Raw genomic sequence first — 20512 nt, 5'->3', positions numbered from 1 at the left:
AGTAGATCTTATGATTCTGAATTTTCAGTTTTGGTTAGCTCAGTATCACCTGCTTCACTTTTTGCTTCCGGTTCAACCAAAACTTTGATTACGCCTTTTTGTAGGATCAGGTTATTAGGGTAGGTGATAATGTTGCCCGAACTGTGTCGAAGAATAACATGGAACATGGTGATATCGATGATCACACCGCTGATGTCTTCGTCTTTCTCCGCGACTCTTACTCTGTCGCCAATGCGATAAGGGAAGACGAAAAATATTAGTACGCTGGCTGTGAGGTTACTTAGAATCGACCATTGCGCGAATAAAGCGACACCCAGCACCGCAAATATCGAAGACAAGAACAGAGAAATATCACCAAAACCCAAGTTAAGAACAATCGTAAACACAGCGATGAAGAGTAGAAACAGAACAATATTGAAACACTTAATCACGAACTGCTTTCGCTTCAATTCGACACGCTTATTTTCCGCTAATGTTTCTATCCAGTTCTTACCTAAGCGTTTGATCACCCAATACACAGTGATAAGAAGTAAACCTAAAACTACTTGTCTAAGCCACATATTGGATTGCAAAAACTCAACCATTAAATAAACCTCAATTTTTTCAAAATAACGACCTCTGCCGCTATGACCACGAGCAGCCCAACGCAAAATAGTGGAAATGCTATCGGGTTATCTGTTCCGGGTATCCCAGCGATATTGACACCCAGTAAACCGGTGAAAAACCCAGCAGGGAGGAAAATACCTGCAATGATAGAAAATAGGTACGTATTTCTATTCATTTTTTCAGCTTGTTGCTGACTTAGGCTCGCTAAAAATACATTAATTTGTTCGATGTAAAACTCAACAGACTCGTTAATTCTCAGGATGGTATCAAGGCTGTTCTTTATATGACTGTTGTGCTTACTCAATGGCGCAGGTAGGTCACTCATTAAATCTTCAAAAACGTATTTCTGTGGCTTCAAATAACGCCTTAGTCTGAGTAGCCTTGAATGTAGAGCGTTAATGGATCTTATGTCGATATTGGATGTAGATTCTAACTCGTCAATTAATAGTTCGACGGGTGCTAGGAAGGTTGAAATACTGTGGTTGATTCCACGTATCATGCCCAGTAATACATCAGGTAATGATGTCGGGCCTTGGTTTTGTTTGAGATCAGATATCAGATTACTGACCGCTTTTGAAGGAACTTTACGTGTCGATATTAAAGTGCCTTTGTACCATAAGATGCGTAGGCTAAGCATGTCGTCAGGGTTAGCACCTTCGTTTAGATTAATACCTCGCAGAATCATCAAAAAACAGTCGTGACCAAATTGTTCAAATCGAGGACGGGTGTCATCGGTAAGTAATGAATCGATGATGGCATTTGGAACCGTATTACTGTGGAGCCATTCTCTCAAACCGTCAGCATCTCTTTGACAGTGATACCAAGTTGATTGCTCGAATGAGGCTGGGCTGGTGGTGTGTTCATGTGCCACACCCTCAGAAAATTGCCAGCTTGAAATTATGAAAGCGTCCATTCATTTGTCCTTAATGATATGACGTAAACATTGATATTATGCGCCATTCAGGTGCCGTATTGAACTGAGCTTAATCTTGGTAAGTTCAATGATCGATGTGAGTGAGATAAAGTCTAATAAGACAGGTTGGTCTTTGGAGCACGACGTACTCTTCCATTATTGTCTCTATTAAATGTAGCTCATTGTTTCATCGTTATAAATTAGCACTCTGGCTCCATGTTAGCGACGAAAAAAAAGAAAAGACCGAGGTCTTTTCTTTTTAGGAGAAGTTGAGGAGAGCTTGTTCAGGCAACTCGAGTTTTCCGATGGTTTACATAAGCAAAAGCACTACCGACACGCAGAAAAAATGTCTTGGTTCTCTCGATATTCTTTGGTTTGTACATCCATTAGGCCGAGTAAAGAGTCGAACAGATTATCTTGGGAGAAGCTCTGTTCTTTGCCTGCCTTTCTTAAGCAGGTCTGGTTTATCCCTTTCTGCTCGGCGAAACCATCAGACATCCACATTATCATAGGCACATGGGTTTGCTCTTTCGGTGCCAATGAATAAGGCATGCCGTGTAAGTAGACGCCATTTTCTCCCAATGATTCTCCGTGATCGGAAATGTACATCAGCGCAACATTGTACTTATCGGTGAGTTTCTCTAGCTTCTGAATAGCCTGTGATAGAAAGAAATCTGTGTACAAGATGGTGTTGTCGTAGGTGTTGACCACTTGCTCTTTGGTGCAGTTTTCGATATCAGAACGTGGGCAGTCTGGCACAAACTTCTTATGATCTTCTGGGTATCGCTCAAAGTAAGTTGGGCCGTGAGATCCTGAGATATGATAGAAAATGATGCTATCTTGTTTAAGATCTTGAGTATCTTGTTCGAAGTTCTCTAGCATGGCTGTGTCATAGCACACATCTTTATTACACAGCGGGTCGCTGTCTTTGGCGACGAGAGTCATCTCTTTGATTCGATGTGCGACCGCCTTGTCTCCACCATCGTGCTCTCGCCAGATAGAGTGAATGCCCGCGCGGTTCATAATGTCGACCACGTTATCTTGGTTGTAGGCTTTGTCGCGATCGTAGTTGCTTCGGTTCATGTTAGAAAACATACACGGCACAGAAACCGCAGTGGCTGTTCCGCATGACTGAACATCAGAGAAAAAAATCGGATTATAGGGTTTGGTATGAGCATTGGTTTCTTTCTCATAGCCATAATATTGGTAGTTATATACACGTGCTGTTTCACCAAGAACAAACACCAATAAGGTTGGTTTTTCAGCTTGTTTAGCTTCTGGTTTTAGCTGCGCATCTAAGCCGATTTCTTGGTAAGGAATCGGTTCTTTGATGTAAGTATTGTTGATGTATTTTGCGGTTGAAGCGACGTATTCGGTCGGAATGATCATCTTTTTAAGATGAGAGTTATTACGACCAATCGACACATAATCTTTGTAAAACAACCCGGCAATGATGGCAATGACGATCAACGAAGAGAGCAATCCAATCGCCTTCCCAATAGCAAAATCTTTCCAAGATTCTCTTTCAAGATCCGTAAATAAAAGCAGCAGTGACGGGACTCCTCCCATCAGAACAAACCATAAAATAGAATAGCTGCTTAGGTAGCTAGCAGCCTCTCCGCTGTTGGTTTCGAAGACGTTTTCTATCATTCCATAGTCTACAAAAATGCCGTAGTTGAACATGCTGTAGCTGACTAAAGAGGAAGTAAGTAGTAACAAGATAAAAAAAGCTTTGGCGAATATCGGCCAGTTGAATACTTGAAAGATAAAGTTGAATGCGGCGAGAAAGAAAAATGGGATCGAGATGATAAACCCAATGCTTTCGGCTTGTGAGGCACTAAGAATATTGAACAGTTCGCGTGAGATAGGCAAGTTAATGACAAGCAGGTAATACACTGCCAAAACGAAAGGGAGTTTGTTTATCGACATGTTTAAGCGTGGTAGATTCATAGGTCTTGTCTTCCTGTGTCACTTATCCCTTTATTTTAGTCTCGCTACCAAGAAAGCTCTAATATCAATGCATAAAGCTCAAATAGAAGGCGCTGAGCGATAAACTGGCTAAAGTGAAATGACGCTAAGGTGTGTAGATACAAAAAATTTACTTTACTGAGTGACCTTCATGACAAGGTGGAACAGCAAAGTGAATTAGTATGTTCAGCTTATTCTATGTGGTTCAATCACATTAGAAGTTGTATGAACCACCGAAGCTAATGCTTTTGAAGGCAAGCGTGTGGTCACCAGCTGATATCTGAGAGTTCTTAAATTGGACCGTGTCGTCTACGCTTACTGCATCCGCTTGCGAGATTAAGCGTAGCGTTAGGTGTTCGATTGGCGTGTATTCAACACCTACACCAAAGTGGAAACCCGTACCGCTGTCATCAGCGTAACCAGCACTCTTATTTGCGTTTAGGTCAACAGAGCTTAAACCAGCCAATACGAATGGGCGGATTGTGTTGTCGAATGTGTAACCAAGATTTGCTGACAAAGAAACAGACGTCGGAGACAGCTTTTCAGCGCTATTTTTGTAGTTTGCGTAATCTGTGTAGCCAAGTTCAACACCTACGATACGGTTGAATTGGTAGCCGCCGTATAGGTTGTAGCCCATGCCATCTGAATCTAAGCTACCGTGACCGTCTGTGTCAGAATCTTGGTAGACACTAAGTCCGCCACCAATGTACGCACCGCCGTCAGTACCTGCTGCTAAAGCTGGAAGAGAAACTGCGCTGATTAAACCCAGTGCTAATGCTGATTTTGTTATCTTGTTCATTTTTGTTACTCACTCTTAAATGTCATGCCAGTATCAATTATTTTTATTTTGCGACCTTTCGACCGTTGGTCAGTATTATTCCGTAGTCTTGTACCTATTACTGTATGGCTTTGTAAGTTGAATCGTTACATAGTAGAAAAAATGCTCATCCGGTTGCGTAGTGAGTTAGGCTGCCAAAAACAAGGAATACACATGCTAATGAAACAAAATACATGTTTGGTGGTTGTGGACGTACAAGGTAAGCTTGCACGCCTTGTTGATGAGAATGAGACACTTATTTCTAACTGTGGAAAGTTGATTAAGGGCGCACAGGTTTTGGGTCTGCCAATTATTCGTTTGGAGCAGAATCCAGAGAAGCTAGGTGCGACGGTTGATGAACTCAATGACCTTTTGAGTGATGTTAAACCAATACCTAAATTCACGTTTAACGCGTGTGATGAGCCCAAGTTTGTTGAGGCGGTTCAAGCCAAGGATGTAGAGACTTGGTTAGTGTGTGGTATTGAGGCTCATATTTGTGTTTATCAAACCGCAATGGGGTTGTTGGAACTTGGGTACAAGGTTCAGGTAGTTGGCGACTGTGTTAGCTCACGAACGGCACTCAACAAAGATCTGGCAATCCGTCGACTAATGGATGCTGGTATCCAAATCACAGGATTAGAAATGAGCTTATACGAGCTTGTGAAAGACTGCCGCGCGCGTGAATTTAAGCTCATTCTATCCTTGATTCGTTAATCACCGAGAGGCTGTCTATCGCCACCGCCTCGGTAAGAATCGAGCGCAACTTTCAAGCGACGCAGTTTGTCGCGCGAGCGGTTCTTGTGATTGACTGCGATTCCCATAGAAAGCACATCCACTAACGCCAACATAGCGTAGCGAGAAGCCGACGGCTTGTAGATGAAGTCGGTTTCCATATGCTTGATGGGTAACAAGATATCGGCAATTTTTGCTAGCGGTGTATCTTGTGGGGTAATCGCAATGATCTTAAGTCCGTACTGCTTAGCCAGCTCTGCCGTTTCTGTGATCACTGGTGTAAAGCCAGTCGCAGAGATCATCACCATTACGTCATTAGCATCTGCCGTGGCAGCAACCATACGTGACATCAAGCCATCGTTGTACGACACCACTGGGTAGCCTAAACGAAACAGTCGATGTTGCAGCTCTTGAGAAGCAATGGTTGAACCACCACCCATACCAATAGCAATGATCTGTCTGGCGTTATGCAGCCAGCTGACTGCGGTTTCAACGTCTTGCTCTTTGAACAAGGTGCGGTTGATGTCTAGGCTTTGCTTGATCGATTCGTAGATACCTTGATAACCCGTTTGGTCAACCGGTTCGAGGATAAAGCGCTGGCCAACGGTTAGCGTCTGAGCCAACTTAATCTTCATATCACGTACGTTGCTGCAACCGATCGCTTTAGCAAAACGTGTAATGGTGGCTTCACTCACTTGAGCGCTTTCAGCAAGCTCTGTGATGCTGGCATTGGCAGCAAAATCAATGTCGTCCATGATCAGCTTAGCGACTTTTTTCTCTGCATCACGAAGAACAGGGAAACGCTCTGTTATCTGTGAAATGATATCTACTTCTAAACTCAAGAATCCTGATCCTTTGTTGATGGGGCTATTTGCTAATACCTAGTCATTGGTCGCTAAAGCTTAGCCCCGTTAGTATATCTTATTGTTTCGCTGATTCTAGCTTATCGAGAATTCGATTTAGAAACAGGTTTCCACCCAGTTTATTACCTGATGGTCGTCATCGCTGATGGCAATGTAGCGCCACTTATCGAAGGTTAAACACGGGTGTGAGGTTGAGAAGGCAATCATGTCTCCTACTTCAATCTCAGAAGAGCCGTCAGTTTCAACAAAAGTATGCTGATCCATCACGGAGGTAGCAGTCAGCCCTTTCACTGAGATCGCTTCGCCGTTGCGATAGCCGCGTTCGGCAATAGGTAAACCCGCATCAAAGGCCACATCACGCTTGCCTAACCCAACCACTAATTTGGTCGGTTCTGGGCGAGAGATTACATACGCCCATACTTCAAGTGCCGATTCCAGATCTCCACCCAATTCACACGCGTAACCTTGGTTTGCTTGGGCACGCTGCAACACTTTGCTTTGTGCGTCTAGGTAAATGCCTGTGTCGTGAATGGCATAGCAGCCCGGGCGGATGATCGCCAAGTAATCGGTTAGGTTCGCCAAACATTCTGCAACCACGTCATACCAAGCAGAACCAGCGCCCGTGATGATAGGTTGCCCTGCAATTAGGCCATCTGACGCGAGGCTTTCGACCGAGGTGAGCGCGTGATTTAAGAAGGTACGAATGTCTTGTTCTGCATTGTCACCGTGAATCACACCTTCATATACCTCAATACCTGCCAGCGAAAGGGCAGGTGTGTCTTGTATGGTTTGAGCCAGTTCTAGAACTTCTTGTGGTGAACGACAACCACAGCGACCGCCCGGTACACCAAATTCGATCAGTACTTTTAGTGTCTGTTTTGTATTAGAGAAATATTGGTTAAGTTGCTGCACGTTTACCGAAGAATCCACACAACAGTAAAAGTCGATATCAAACTCACTGATCAACTGTTCAACGATCGCCATGTTGGTTTTACCCACCAATTGGTTAGCCATGATGATGCGTTTTGCACCCGCCATAGCGGCAACTTCTGCCTGTGCAGGCGTTGCTACTGTAATTCCCCAAGCGCCATTTTCTAGCTGTTGACGGAAGAAATCAGGCGTCATCGATGTTTTGCCATGTGGCGACAATTTAACCTGATGATGATCGGCGAATGATTGCATCCAATTCAGGTTATTGGTCAACGCTGATTGTTTGATAATTGCTACCGGAAGCGAAATGTCTTCATCAACCAGTCGATAAACACCGTTCTCAGATTGTGATACTGCTCTCCCTTTTTGGCCTTTTTCAGTCAAGATGAAACTATCTTTTTGATACTTTATAACATCTTTTTGTGCAGGGTTATGTTTCATTGCTGATTCCTAACATGATTTAAGTGGTTGTTATTTAATGTTTAAATATATCTATGATGTGTTTTGTGATAGAAACTATCACGCAAATTAAAATATTATGTGTGTTTTGTCACTGAAAATAATCGGCTGGATTTCTAATATAGCTCCATCAACACAGTGGATTGAGAGAGTGAAAAATGTTGTTCGATACGATAATCAAAAATGTAGAGGTGTTTGACGGCACCGGCGAACAATCGTTTTGTGCCGATGTAGCAATCCTTGATGGAAAAATCGCCGAAATTGGTCAAATCGATCACGAAGATTGTGGCCAGTTGGTTGAGGGAGCAGGCTTAGCATTGGCTCCTGGATTTATCGATGTACATACACATGACGATACCAACGTAATTCGTTACCCAGACTGCCTACCTAAGATCAGCCAAGGTGTGACAACCGTGATTGTTGGCAACTGTGGCATCAGCGCATCGCCAACGGTTTTGGCTGGCGATCCACCTGACCCAATGAATCTTTTAGGTGCGCAGGCTGATTTTAAATACCCAACTTTTGCGGCGTATGCACAAGCGGTAGAGCAAGCGCAACCAGCGGTGAACGTAGCAGCATTAGTTGGCCACACTACACTGCGTAACCAAGTGATGGACGACCTGCAACGCACCGCAAGCGAAGAAGAAATCGCGGCAATGCAAAGCAACCTTGATTTAGCGATGGAGCAGGGTGCACTGGGTTTGAGTTCAGGTTTGGCTTACGCAAGCGCGAAACAAGCCAACGCCAATGAAGTGATGCAGTTAGCGAAAGTGCTGTCTAGTCATGGCGGTATCTATACCACGCATATGCGTACTGAATTCGAAGAGATCTTAAGCGCGATGGAAGAAGCGTTTGAGACCGGGCAATACGCGAAAGTACCCGTTGTTATCTCTCACCTTAAATGTGCAGGTGCAGGCAACTGGGGCAGAACTGTTGAAGTGCTTGATTTGATGGACAAGGTTTCAGAGCACCAAGATGTGTCTTGCGACTGCTATCCATACTCAGCGAGCTCTTCGACATTAGATCTGAAACAGGTGACAGACGATTTCGACATCTTCATCACTTGGTCTAAAGCAAAGCCTGAACATGCAGGCAAAACGCTTAAGCAGATTGCTGATGAGATGAACCTACCACTGATGGACGCAGCAAAAGCGCTTCAACCAGCCGGTGCGGTTTACCACTGCATGGATGAGAACGACGTAAAGCGCGTATTGAAATACAAGCTGACCATGGTTGGTTCTGATGGTTTACCAAATGACCCGCATCCACATCCAAGATTGTGGGGCACTTTCCCGAAAGTCTTAGGCCACTACTGCCGAGATGAAAAACTGTTTGCGCTGCCAGAAGCGATTCACAAAATGACCGGAATGTCTGCGAAGCGCTACAACCTCGCGGGAAGAGGTGAGATTCGCCAAGACGCATTTGCCGATTTAGTTTTATTTGATCCAAAGAATATTAAAGACACAGCAACATTTGAAAACCCTATTTCAGTTGCTGAGGGAATCGAAAGTGTATTTGTAAATGGTGAGTTAACTTACCAAAAAGGAAAAGTAAAAAATAATCGTTCAGGCGTTTTTATTTACCGTAATTAGAATTTAATTATTTTATTAAATATACAGTAATAAGAAAACGACGAATTAATTTAAATATATTGGAACAGAACCAATATTATCTATAAAGAAGTGGAGTTAAAAAATGACTATTAAACGTTACGGTGTTGAAGGCGGTACAGGTACAGGCGGACAACATTTACCATTTGCACGCGCAACTGAAGCGGGTGGTTTCCTATACGTTTCTGGCCAGACACCGATGACAGGTGGTGAAGTGGTAGAGGGTGGCATTGTTGACCAGTCTCGCCTAGCGATCCAAAACTGTGTCGATATCATGACTGAAGCGGGCTACGGCCTAGAAGACGTAATGCACGTAAAGGTTGTGCTAACGGATTCTCGTTACTTCCAATCTTTTAATAAGGTATTCAAAGAGTTCTTCGGTGCTAACCCACCGGCTCGTATCTGCATGGTCTGTGACCTAGTGGTAGACGTGAAGGTTGAAGTAGATGTGACTTGCTACCGCGCGGATCGCGTTTAGTAATAACCTAATCACAATTACCTACTTAGAGAGTATTAGGGGTTAGTCATCACTGTTATTATCCTTTAATACTCTCACCCTACATTTATAAAAATTACTTTAATTAAAATAGATAAAATCAATAAAGTAATTATATGAAATATAAAAATGAATGAATCATAAATAAAGTTCAAGAATGAACTCAATATTTCACTGAGAGGTGTCAAATGAACAGCACACTTTTTCTTACAGGCTTCGGCGTGTACGTATGTTTTCTAATTTGGTTAGGCTGGTTTGTCTCGCGTAATCAAAAATCTGGCGAAGATTTCTTATTAGGCGGCCGTGGCCTGCCATTATTCTTAGTACTTGGTACAACGGTTGCGACTATGGTCGGCACGGGTTCAAGTATGGGCGCGGTTGGCTTCGGCTACGCAAATGGCTGGGCAGGTGCTCTGTACGGAATTGGCGGTGCTGTGGGCATCCTATTGCTTGCACTTTGGTTTGCTCCGGTTCGTAAACTGAACTTCATGACCATGAGTGAAGAGCTGGCTTATTACGTTGGCGCTAACCGAATCGTAAAAAACGTGGTTGGCCTACTTATCTTTATCGCGTCAATCGGTTGGTTAGGTGCGCACATTCTAGGTGGCGGCATGTACCTAGCGTGGATTGCAGACATCGACCTTAACCTTGCGAAAATTATTATTGCTGCAGCTTTCACTATCTACGTTGTTATCGGTGGTTACACAGCAGTTGTATGGACCGATACGATTCAAGCAATCATCCTTTTTGCTGGCTTCATCCTAATGGCGGTAATGTCTGTTGATCACATTGGTGGCATGGACAACCTTTACGCTGCGATGGACCCTGCTGCTACAAGCTTTTTAGCAATCGATAAACTGGGCATTCTGCCTGCTGTTTCTCTGGCTGTGGTTATCGGTGTGGGCGTACTTGCAACACCTTCATTCCGCCAGCGTATCTACTCTGGTAAAGATGTTTCAACTATCCGTCGCTCATTTGTCGCTTCTGGTGTGTTGTACCTTTTCTTCTCTATTATTCCAGCAATCATTGGTATGGCTGCGCACGCAATCGACCCATCATTGGATAACCCGAACTACTCGTTCCCATACGTAGCTGCAACGGTTCTTCCAGTTGGCGTAGGCATGATTGTTCTTATCGCAGGTCTATCTGCAACCATGTCGAGTGCAAGCTCAGATGCGATTGCCGGTGTATCTATCCTACTGCGTGACGTGTACGTGATGTTCACAGGCCGCGTACCAAACAAAGAATCAATGTTGAACTACTCTCGTCTAGCTTTGGTTGTGGTGATTGGCTTCGCACTACTGTTCGCACTGACGTCAAACGACATCATTGGCTACATCACTAAGATGATTTCAACGGTTATGTCGGGCATGTTTGTGTGCGGTATGTTGGGTAAATTCTGGAAACGCTACAACTGGCAAGGTGCGCTTGCAACACTAGCGGGTGCTTCTGTAGCTTCATTCGTAGTAATGTTAAACGCTGACTACACAGCCTTCTGGGGCAACCCAGTTATCCCATCATGTCTGTTTGCTCTAACGGCAGGTGTGGTTGTGAGCCTAGTGACTCCGGCTAACCAAGTAACACCTGAAATGGCAAAAGCGATTCTTGATGACGAGCGTGCTCTGATGGAGATGGAAATGTCTGAGACTGGCGTACTTGAAGAAGAAGCGGCACCTCAACGTCCTGCAAATCAAACAAGCTAAACCTAGTCTCCACAACTGGTTTGCTTAATTCAGGCCCTGCTTAACGGTAGGGCCTTTTCTAAAGTCAATTATCTCTATTTTTAGGAGCGGCTATGTCGGCATCTTCTCTGTTCAATATTGCTTTCTTCGGCGAATGTATGGTCGAAATCAGCGGCTCTCCATTAACCAAAAAGTTTGGCGGTGACACACTTAATACCGCACTTTACCTTTCTCGCTTAACTCAACATCAAAACCTCTCTGTGCACTATGCGACAGGGCTTGGCAGTGATGAGCTGTCTCAAAATATGATTGATAGCTGGCAACTAGAAGGCATTCAAACCAATTTCGTCGAACGCATTGCGAACAAGCTTCCTGGACTCTACATGGTTGAAACCGACGAGACAGGCGAGCGACACTTTCATTACTGGCGCAACGACGCGGCAGTCAAATCTTACTTTCAAGCTAGTGATCTGAATAAGCTTGAAATCGCCCTGACCGAGAAACAAGTCGATGCGGTTTACATCAGCGGTATCAGTATCGCGATTTTAGATGACGCCTATCGTGAGCGCTTATTCAAAGCTATTAGCGTGTTCTCAAATCAAGGCGGCAAGCTGATTTTTGATAACAACTATCGCCCGCAACTTTGGACGACTGAACAAGCTCAGCATTGGTACGCCAAGTTACTACCATTGGTCGACATTGCACTGATTACCGAAGACGACGACCTGCTGGTTTGGGGCAATGGCGAGAGCGTTCAACAACGCTGCCTTCGCTTAGGCTGCCAAGAGATCGTCATCAAACGTGGCTGTGAGCCATGCAAGATTGTTCAAGTTGAACAAGGCGATGTTGTTGAGAGTTATGTATCCGCGACTCGTGTTTCTAACGTGGTCGACACCTGCGCAGCAGGTGACTCCTTCGCTGCGGGTTATCTGGCGGCGCGTCTTACAGGTGAGAGCACCAATGATGCAGCTGAACTGGGTCACCAACTGGCTTCTACCGTTATTCAATACTCAGGCGCGATCATCCCGGTAAGTGCTATGAATCACTTAATTAAAAAATAGAAAAACAAAGCGAATTTATTATGTCTCAAGAAATGATCAACACACTTAAGCAGTTCAAAGTTATCCCTGTTATTCAAATCAACAAGGTGGAACATGCGATTCCACTAGCAAAAGTGTTAGTAGAAAACGGCCTGCCAGTCGCAGAAGTGACGTTCCGTACCGAAGCGGCAGCGGATTCGATTCGTGCGATGCGTGATGCCTACCCAGAGATGTGTATCGGTGCTGGTACAGTATTAACGCCAGCGCAGATCGACCTTGCGAAAGAGGCGGGCAGCGAATTCATCGTAGCACCGGGCCTGAATCCAAACACCGTAAAACGCTGCCAAGAGATCGGCATGCCAATCGTTCCGGGCGTAAACAACCCAAGCCAAGTAGAGCAAGCGCTAGAGCTTGGTCTTAACTTCTTGAAGTTCTTCCCTGCAGAAGCGTCTGGCGGCATCAACATGGTGAAATCTTTACTCGCACCTTACGTTGATGTGTCGCTAATGCCTACTGGTGGTATCGGCAAACACAACGTTAATGACTATCTAGCTGTGGATCGCGTGGTGTGCTGTGGCGGTACTTGGATGGTATCTCCGAAGATGATCGAGAACGAACAGTGGGACGAGATCGCGGAGTTAGTCCGAGAAGCGGTCGCTCTTGTGAACTAACGAGAAGCGTTTGGAATAAAGATAAGTGTTTTAAATAAAGATAAACAACAGCAGTGGTTGATGGTTCTGTTTTGTGAATTGCCTCCGATAAACAAAACAGAACGCCCGTTATATAGGAAAACTAATAATGAAAAAAACTATATTGTCTCTATTGATTTCAAGTTCAGTAGTGTCCCCAATGGCGTTAGCAATGGCTCCGAATACCGATCTAAATTTAATGCCGTATCCACAAACAGTCGAGCTGCAAGCTGGGCAAGTTAAGGTCGACGGTAACTTCAAGGTTTACATCAAAGGCTTTAACTCTGATCGCGTTGAATACACCGCGAAACGCTTTATCGATCGCCTAGAGCGCCAAACTGGCGTGCCGATTCTAAACTGGCAGGTTGATAGCGCAGACGAAGCGAACCTGATCATTGATATCGACGCGGCGCCAAAGTCTGAAGTACAGAACATCGACTCTGTAGAGTCTTACAAAATTACGACTCAGGGTGAGCAAATCACGCTGAGCGCACCAAGCCCATATGGCGCTATTCACGGCATCGAAACCCTTTTACAGCTCGTTGAAACCACAGCAACTGGCTACCATATTCCTGCCGTAACCATTGTTGATGAGCCCCGCTTTCGTTGGCGTGGAGTCTCTTACGATACCTCGCGTCACTTCATTGAATTTGATGTGTTGATTCGTCAGCTAGATGCGATGGCTTCTGCGAAAATGAACGTGTTCCATTGGCACTTCTGGGACGATCAAGGTATCCGCATTCAAACGGAATCTTGGCCACGTTTGTGGTCTGAAACCGCTGATGGTAACTACTACACCAAAGACCAAGTCCGTTACTTAGTGGAATACGCTCGTAATCTTGGTATTCGTGTTATTCCAGAAGTTTCACTGCCGGGACACTCTTCTGCTGTGGCGCACGCTTACCCACGCTTGATGTCGGGTGGTGAAGGTCAAAGCTACGAACAAGAACGTGGCTGGGGTGTATTTGAGCCATTGATGGACCCACTTAACCCAGAGCTCTATGAAATGCTGGGCGACGTGTTTGATGAAGTGACAGAACTGTTCCCAGACGAGTACTTCCACATTGGTGGCGATGAGCCGAACTATGCGCAATGGAAAAACAGCGAAAAGCACCAACAGTTCATCGAAGAGAACAATATCGATGGCGAGCGCGGCTTACAGTCTTACCTCAACGTAAAAGTTGAAAAGATGCTGGAAGAGCGTGGCAAGAAGATGACGGGTTGGGATGAGATTTGGCATAAAGATCTGCCAACTTCTATCGTGATTCAAAGCTGGCAAGGACACGACAGTATCGGTCGTGCGGCGAAAGAGGGCTACCCAGGTATTCTGTCTACGGGTTACTACCTAGACCAACCTCAGCCAACCAGTTACCACTATCGCAATGATCCAATGCCAAGTGGCATCACGGTTGACGATAAGCTGCACAGTGGTGAGAAGTTTGTGACTTACCAATGGCAAAAGCCTCGCTCTAAAGGCAGCCCACGTAAGGGAACACTGACTATCATTGAAGCGCAAGACGGTACTTTCCGCGCGTTCAGTGATTACAACGGTAAGTCTCGTGAAGAGATCTACATCCTTGATTATGTGCCGGGTAAAACCTTTGTCGGCCACTTCGATAACTTCATGTCGTATACCGAATTCAACCTGAACTTGAATCCAAATGGGTTTGCGGAAGGCAGCTATCAGTTAATTGGTAACGTGCGCTGGCCAACCACAGGCGAAGTGATTGCGAGCAGCGATGTAGAAGGCAGCGTGATCCCTGAGCCAAACGGAGGCTACCCCGCGGAGCTAACCGACAAAGAAAAAGAGCTGATTTTAGGCGGCGAGATCACCATGTGGCTAGAAAACAAAGGCAGCCTCACGGTCGAAAACTACCTATGGCCTCGCAGTTATGCAATTGCAGAACGTTTCTGGTCGGATGCAGAACTGACAGACGAACGCAGTATGTATAAGCGCATGAAAGCAATGGATACATGGTCGGAAGTATCGGTAGGGCTACGTCATCACGCAGATGCTGATATGCTGTTGAAGCGCATTGCCAAAGGCCAAGATATTCACGACCTGCGCGTGCTAGCGAAATACACCGAGCCGGCTCAATACTATGCTCGCAACTGGGAAAAGTGGAACTCCACTGAACCTAAGGGCACCTTGTACAGCCAATACGAGCGCCTAAATCGCTTCGTGGATGCTTTGCCAGTAGAAAGCTACGCGGTGTATGAGATGCAAGACTTGGTCAATGAAGTGGCGACAGGCAATCAGCAGGCGCTAGAGCAACTTGCAGAGCATTATCAGCAAGCAAAATCAGCTGCACTAGCGGCGGAAACTGTCTTCGCTGGTAACGTGTCTTCGGTAGAGACTGTGGTGGTTGCAGAGAAAACCGTTGAAGTTGCAGATTTAGCATTAACTTTGATTGCTAAAGCGCAAGCTGGCGAGAAGGTAAGAGAAGCTGACGTGAATGCCTACCAAGCGATACTGTCTGATTCAGCGAAAATCTACGATGAATCGATCATCGCGATTGTGCGCCCAACAGAACTGTTGTTGAAGCAGTTAGCTGAGTAAGTCGTTAACGGATTAGTGAATAAGTCACACGCCAATAAGTGAATCAAAATCGCCCTCTGTGGGCGGTTTTTTAGTTCTAGCGCTTCAATAGAATGTGGAGTTCAAGGTCTGTGTAAGTAACTACTCACTATCGCTATTGTTTAGTGTTAACGTAAATGTCATGCCTTGGTCTGAATTGTTCTTCGCTATTAATGTGCCTTGCATATCGCGCACGTTGTTCGCTGTGATAGCCAACCCGAGCCCCAAGCCTTCGCCCATCTTTTTGTTGGTATGAAATGGTTCGAAAATGGTTTCGAGTTGATCTTCAGACACACCACAACCGTTATCTTGAACCTTGATGATCACGCGTTGTTGCTCGGTATGAGCGCTGATCACAATGGTTGCTGGTTTCTGATTCTGCGTGGCATCGACAGCGTTTCTAAGCAGGTTACCAAGCACTTGACGAAGTCGCGCCTCTTCTCCCATTACCATCGAAATATTGGAAGCGACACGCACGCGAATATCGACGTTTTCCAGTTCGGCTTGATGAATTCGCAAGGTTTCTTGCAGTGCGTCTGTCAGTGAAACTGGGTAAGGCTTTTCAAGTCTTTGGAAGGCGAACGACTTCAATTGGCTGGTCATGTTAGCCATTCTGTCGATCAGGCTCATGACTAAGTCCATGTTCGCTTTCAACATCTTGGTCTCGCCTCTTTCCATCAGCAACTGGTTACTCGAAAGTAGGGTTTTTAGGCCAGTAAGCGGCTGATTGAGTTCATGAGTAATCGCACTCGACATCCGCCCTAGTGCAGCCAGTTTGCTAGATTCGACAAGTTCTTGCTGCGCATCTTTTAGATCTTGAGTTCGCTCTTCGACCCGCAGTTGTAGCGTTTTATTGGCGTTTTGCACCGCAATTTCGGCTTTCTTACGTTTGCTGATATCGATTACGGTACACAGGTAGTAAGTCGTCGCATGCCAAGGAAAGGCGCTAATAGAGAATAAAACAGGGAAGTAGCTGCCATCGCTGCGTCTTGCCATGGTTTCGACGCTAGTTATCTCGGCCAGCTCTTGATGCTGCTCTAAGTTTTTGAGCAGTTGCAAGGTGGTTGAATTCGGGTTACCTGCCTCAAATAACTGCCACGCCTTGATGTTATTGATCATTGAATCAGATAGTGAAAAGTAGTTCTTCGCCATCAGGTTGATATCGTGAATGCGTCCGTGTTTATCGATCAGTATTAACCCAACATGGGTTTTATTGATCATCCCAGACAGTCGTTTCTCAGACTCTTCGATAAGCTTTTGGATTCTCAGATTGCTGAGCTTTTTCTGGCGTCTTTGGTAAAGAATAACCAACAGTAACAGAATGAAAAGACAGCCAACCGCCACACTCCAGCTGATCCAGTTCGTGGTCTGGTTGAGGCTGGTTAATGGCGTTAGGTAGGTTAAACGCCAATTCAGATCGTCTAACTTGATGGACTGAATTAGGTAATCTTTATCTTGCAATCGCCACACGCGAATATGGGTTTGGTCATACAGCTCACGTTTTGTCGCTGTGGGCTGAGAATTGAAGGTGTCATTGAACCAATCGGCACTCAACCTGTTGTCACTGGAGAGAAAGAACTGATCGCGAGGGTTCTGAAACAGTATCGCCTCACCATCGGCAAACCATTGATCGGTTAACAATGACAAATCGATTTGCACCGCGACAATGCCAACCACATCAGAGGCTCGATATACGGGTGCCGCTATGAAGTAATCGGGTGTCACGCCTTTGTTTTTTGTCACCACTGAAATCGCACCACCTTGTTGGTGGATCTTCGAAACAATTGTACTGGCGTTCTTATTGCTCAGTTTGCTTCTTTCAACACTCGATACCAACAAGTCCCCTTCGCCAGAAAGCAGATACCAGCCCTTGGTGTTGGCGGCTTTATCCAATTGAATCAGCTGCTTCTTAATGCGTTTTTCTAGGCGGGCTTCACCATCAATGAAGCGCACACTGGTTTCATCATTGGTTACTAGGTAGGGCAGATAATAGAAACGCTTAAGGGTTCGCCTTGCTTCGGCAATGTAGCCAAGGAAGCGCTGTTCGGCATAGCGTTGGGCTTGTTCAAGCTTCCACTGGCTGATGCCATTCTTGGTGGTGACCTGCACCAAACCAATCAATAAACAGGTACACAGGAATAACCAATATCGATTGTTATTCATCATTTCTGATCAAATCCCTTTAAAATTAGTGGCTTGCCTCTTTGAGCTAGTGGTTTGACAAGGTTTTATGTTTGCTTTTTAAGCGAATGGAGAATGAGACAAATCGAAGCTAACAAACATTATTAAACTGTTAAAGGAGTGTTATTCAAAGTGGGAGCTAGCTCCTTTTCGTCTGAGGTTTTTTTACATACCGTGGACGATATTAATCAGATGTAGAGTGGCGGAACCAAACTATGCAGCGTATTGCTTTAATTGAAGATGACGCGATTGTGCGTCAAGCAACCAGCCAATGGTTGCAGCTGGCGGGCTTCGATGTCACCGCATTTGAAGTAGGACAAGATGCGTTAAACGCCGTAGAGCAGGGTGATTTTCAAACCATTATCACCGATGTTCGTTTACCTGATATTGATGGTGTTGATCTGCTAGGGCGTTTCAAAGGTCTTGTGCCAGATGTGCCTGTTATTTTGATTACTGGGCATGGTGATGTCGATATGGCGGTGAAAGCCTTACAGCGAGGTGCCTATGACTTCATTGAGAAGCCATTCGACCCAGAGCGTCTGTCTCAAACGGTATCGGAAGCGGTAGATAAACATCAAAGTGGCCAAGACAGAAACAGTCGTCAGAACTATCTGGATAACCTTAAGGGCATTGAACAGGTGCTGATCGGTCGCAGTAAAGTGATGTGTGAACTGCGCGAGCAAATCCAGAAAGTCGCTTCCATAGACACCAACGTGATCATCTATGGTGAAACGGGTTGTGGTAAAGAGCTGGTCGCCTCTTGCTTACATGAATTCAGCCAACGTAAAACCCATCCGTTTGTTCCGCTCAACTGTGGCGCAATCCCAGAAAATCTCTTTGAAAGCGAGCTGTTTGGACACGAAGCCGGAGCGTTTACTGGTGCGGCCAAACGACGCATTGGTAAGCTGGAATTTGCCGACAAAGGCACAGTGTTCCTTGATGAAATAGAGAGTATGCCGCTGTCGATGCAGGTAAAAGTGCTGCGCACCTTGCAAGATAATGTCGTCGAACGCGTGGGGGGGAATCAGCAACAACATGTTGATCTACGAGTGGTCTCTGCCTCGAAAAGCGATCTACTGAATCACCCCGACTTTCGCCAAGATCTATTCTATCGTTTGAATGTTGCCCAGCTGCATTTGCCTCCACTCAGTGAGCGTGAAGAAGATGCCTTACTTTTGTTTGAACACTTCACCCAAGAAGCCAATTCCGAAACACGTATAGCCAGTGAGGCTGATCGCTATGCACTGCTCTCGTATGCGTGGCCGGGCAATGTGCGTGAACTGCGTAATGTTGCGATTCGTTTTGCATTGGATGAAAGCTTGACCGTTGGGGATATTTTGGCGTGTCGTCCCAATTCTGTCACAGAGTCCACAACGGCGGGCATCCCTTTGGCGGTTCAAGTACAGAGCTTTGAAAGGAAAGTGATTCATGATGCCTTAGTTCGTTATAAAGGGCGTATCAATGACGTGATGCAAGATTTGGATTTACCTCGTCGAACATTGAACCAAAAGATGGTGCGTTATGGGTTAAATCGAAGTGACTATGTTGACCCTTAGAGAGCGGCTTCATCGCAGTGCTTGTTGATTTTTAATGAGCAATAAATGGCTCATTGCATATTTATCAATTTACATACATTGATCACACAACTGCAACATGGTGTGACTTGCTTCCCGATCTACAGGTGTTAATTCCGGTAGCCGATAAGCCAAAAATGGCTTACTTAATAACAGGGGAATAAGCAAAAAACGGCTTATTTTGAATAGGCTTTAAAATAAAAATAAATTAAAACAAATAGTTAAAAACTGGCATTACGCTTGCTATCTATTGTTGTTAACAAAAATATAACGTGAATAACCCTACATGGAGAGTAACAATGAAATACAACAAGCTGGTTAAAACTTTAGCGCTAGCAATGGCTTCTCTTGGCCTTATCAGTAATGCGTCAGCTGAAGAAGATCGCAGCTATATTTTAGCGACGGCTTCAACGGGTGGTACCTATTATCCAGTGGGTGTGGCCTTAGCGACATTGAGTAAAGTTAAGCTTGCGCCTAAGCAGCATTTTTCTTTAGCGGCTATCAGCTCTGCGGGCTCGGGTGAGAACGTAAAGTTGTTGAACGAGAACGAAGCTCAGTTCGCAATTCTACAAGGTTTGTATGGTGCTTGGGCTTGGCAGGGTTTGGGGCCATATGAGAAATCTGGCAGACAAACTCAACTGCGTTCAGTTTCCATGTTATGGCAAAATGTAGAACACTTTATTGTGCGTTCAGATCTAGCAAAAACAGGTACGGTAAGCGATCTAGAGAACCTAAACGGTAAGAAATTCTCTATCGGTAAGAAGAACTCAGGCACTGAGAATTCAGGACGCCAGATCATGCAGGGCCTATCGGTTAACCCAGAACAATTTAAACTCGCCTTTATGGGTTACGGTGGCAGTGCTAGTGCACTACAAAACGGCACGATTGATGGCATGAATACGCCTGCTGGTGTGCCTGTTGGTGCGGTAACACAAGCCTTTGCTGCCTTGGGTGAAGATATTCAAATCCTGTCGTTTACCGATGCGCAGATCAAACAAGCGAATGGCGATTACAATATCTGGACCAAGTACGAGATCCCAGCAAACACTTATCCAGGTGTCGACAAACCAATTACTACGATTGCCCAACCTAACTTCCTAGCAGTTCGCGAAGACATTTCTGAAGACGATGTGTATCAACTGACCAAAGCTATCTATGAAAACCTACCTTTCCTACAAGGTATCCATAAAGCAACCAAAGCAATGGCACTTGAGAAAGGGATCGCAGGTCTGCCTGTTCCTCTTCACCCAGGCGCTGCACGTTATTATCGAGAGATGGGCATCGAGATCCCTTCTGAGTTGATCGTTAACTAGCTTATCTTTTGTCAGGTAACTATTGGTTCGTGAGCTAATGATTTGTCGCGAACTAGCTGTT

At 45.2% G+C, this 20512-nt stretch carries 16 protein-coding genes; 9 read left to right on the top strand and 7 right to left on the bottom strand.

The annotated features are described in order from the left end of the window. Window positions 1–8: 8 nt before the first annotated feature. From LMH68_RS16555 to LMH68_RS16540, 4 genes are all read right to left on the bottom strand, one after another. Entirely contained in the window at window positions 9–584 is a 576-nt protein-coding gene (locus LMH68_RS16555; RefSeq protein ID WP_017070158.1) for a mechanosensitive ion channel family protein, read from the bottom strand. Next, window positions 584–1519 carry a CorA family divalent cation transporter gene (locus LMH68_RS16550; protein ID WP_017062015.1) on the bottom strand — a complete coding sequence of 312 codons (936 nt, stop codon included), beginning with the start codon at window positions 1517–1519 and terminating at the stop codon, window positions 584–586. Before LMH68_RS16550 ends, LMH68_RS16555 begins: the two co-directional genes overlap by 1 nt. A gap of 327 nt (window positions 1520–1846) precedes the next feature. Continuing rightward, window positions 1847–3469, bottom strand: a complete 1623-nt coding sequence (locus LMH68_RS16545) for a phosphoethanolamine transferase (RefSeq protein WP_229647594.1) — start codon at window positions 3467–3469, stop codon at window positions 1847–1849. 232 nt (window positions 3470–3701) lie between these two features. Then, window positions 3702–4286 (bottom strand): porin family protein, encoded by a 585-nt coding sequence (locus LMH68_RS16540; RefSeq protein WP_065584469.1) that lies wholly within the window; start codon window positions 4284–4286, stop codon window positions 3702–3704. A gap of 192 nt (window positions 4287–4478) precedes the next feature. Here LMH68_RS16540 and LMH68_RS16535 point away from each other — a divergent pair, with 192 nt between their 5' ends. Continuing rightward, entirely contained in the window at window positions 4479–5018 is a 540-nt protein-coding gene (locus LMH68_RS16535; RefSeq protein WP_229647595.1) for a hydrolase, read from the top strand. On the opposite strand, the gene LMH68_RS16530 is transcribed toward LMH68_RS16535, so the two are convergent. Both LMH68_RS16530 and LMH68_RS16525 read right to left on the bottom strand, forming a co-directional pair. Next, window positions 5015–5878 (bottom strand): MurR/RpiR family transcriptional regulator, encoded by an 864-nt coding sequence (locus LMH68_RS16530; protein ID WP_229647596.1) that lies wholly within the window; start codon window positions 5876–5878, stop codon window positions 5015–5017. The genes LMH68_RS16535 and LMH68_RS16530 overlap by 4 nt on opposite strands. A gap of 117 nt (window positions 5879–5995) precedes the next feature. Next, window positions 5996–7270 carry an amino acid deaminase gene (locus tag LMH68_RS16525; protein WP_229647597.1) on the bottom strand — a complete coding sequence of 425 codons (1275 nt, stop codon included), beginning with the start codon at window positions 7268–7270 and terminating at the stop codon, window positions 5996–5998. A gap of 176 nt (window positions 7271–7446) precedes the next feature. Here LMH68_RS16525 and LMH68_RS16520 point away from each other — a divergent pair, with 176 nt between their 5' ends. From LMH68_RS16520 to LMH68_RS16495, 6 genes are all read left to right on the top strand, one after another. After that, window positions 7447–8880, top strand: coding sequence for an N-acyl-D-amino-acid deacylase family protein (locus LMH68_RS16520; RefSeq protein ID WP_017065165.1), 1434 nt, complete (start codon window positions 7447–7449; stop codon window positions 8878–8880). Between the two features lie 103 nt (window positions 8881–8983). Then, window positions 8984–9376 carry a RidA family protein gene (locus tag LMH68_RS16515; RefSeq protein WP_229647598.1) on the top strand — a complete coding sequence of 131 codons (393 nt, stop codon included), beginning with the start codon at window positions 8984–8986 and terminating at the stop codon, window positions 9374–9376. 206 nt (window positions 9377–9582) lie between these two features. Beyond that, window positions 9583–11097, top strand: a complete 1515-nt coding sequence (locus LMH68_RS16510) for a sodium:solute symporter family protein (RefSeq protein WP_048660497.1) — start codon at window positions 9583–9585, stop codon at window positions 11095–11097. Window positions 11098–11189: 92 nt separating this feature from the next. Next, window positions 11190–12137, top strand: coding sequence for a sugar kinase (locus LMH68_RS16505; RefSeq protein WP_017065168.1), 948 nt, complete (start codon window positions 11190–11192; stop codon window positions 12135–12137). 20 nt (window positions 12138–12157) lie between these two features. Further along, on the top strand, window positions 12158–12787 hold the full coding sequence (locus tag LMH68_RS16500) for a bifunctional 4-hydroxy-2-oxoglutarate aldolase/2-dehydro-3-deoxy-phosphogluconate aldolase (RefSeq protein WP_017070148.1): 630 nt from the start codon (window positions 12158–12160) through the stop codon (window positions 12785–12787). A 127-nt stretch (window positions 12788–12914) separates the two neighbouring features. Beyond that, window positions 12915–15365, top strand: a complete 2451-nt coding sequence (locus LMH68_RS16495) for a family 20 glycosylhydrolase (protein WP_229647599.1) — start codon at window positions 12915–12917, stop codon at window positions 15363–15365. 120 nt (window positions 15366–15485) lie between these two features. On the opposite strand, the gene LMH68_RS16490 is transcribed toward LMH68_RS16495, so the two are convergent. Then, window positions 15486–17549 (bottom strand): sensor histidine kinase, encoded by a 2064-nt coding sequence (locus tag LMH68_RS16490; protein ID WP_017065171.1) that lies wholly within the window; start codon window positions 17547–17549, stop codon window positions 15486–15488. A gap of 230 nt (window positions 17550–17779) precedes the next feature. Between LMH68_RS16490 and LMH68_RS16485 the strand changes: the two genes are divergently transcribed. Both LMH68_RS16485 and LMH68_RS16480 read left to right on the top strand, forming a co-directional pair. Beyond that, complete coding sequence (locus LMH68_RS16485) at window positions 17780–19120, top strand: sigma-54-dependent transcriptional regulator (RefSeq protein ID WP_229647600.1); 1341 nt, start codon at window positions 17780–17782, stop codon at window positions 19118–19120. A 317-nt stretch (window positions 19121–19437) separates the two neighbouring features. Further along, window positions 19438–20451: a TAXI family TRAP transporter solute-binding subunit gene (locus tag LMH68_RS16480; RefSeq protein WP_017061064.1), complete on the top strand. Its 1014-nt coding sequence runs from the start codon at window positions 19438–19440 to the stop codon at window positions 20449–20451. The last annotated feature ends 61 nt before the right edge of the window (window positions 20452–20512 follow it).

The organism is Vibrio sp. F13 (assembly GCF_020806305.2).
Taxonomy (GTDB): Bacteria; Pseudomonadota; Gammaproteobacteria; order Enterobacterales; family Vibrionaceae; genus Vibrio; species Vibrio crassostreae_C.
This window is presented reverse-complemented; position numbering and strand designations above follow the sequence as displayed.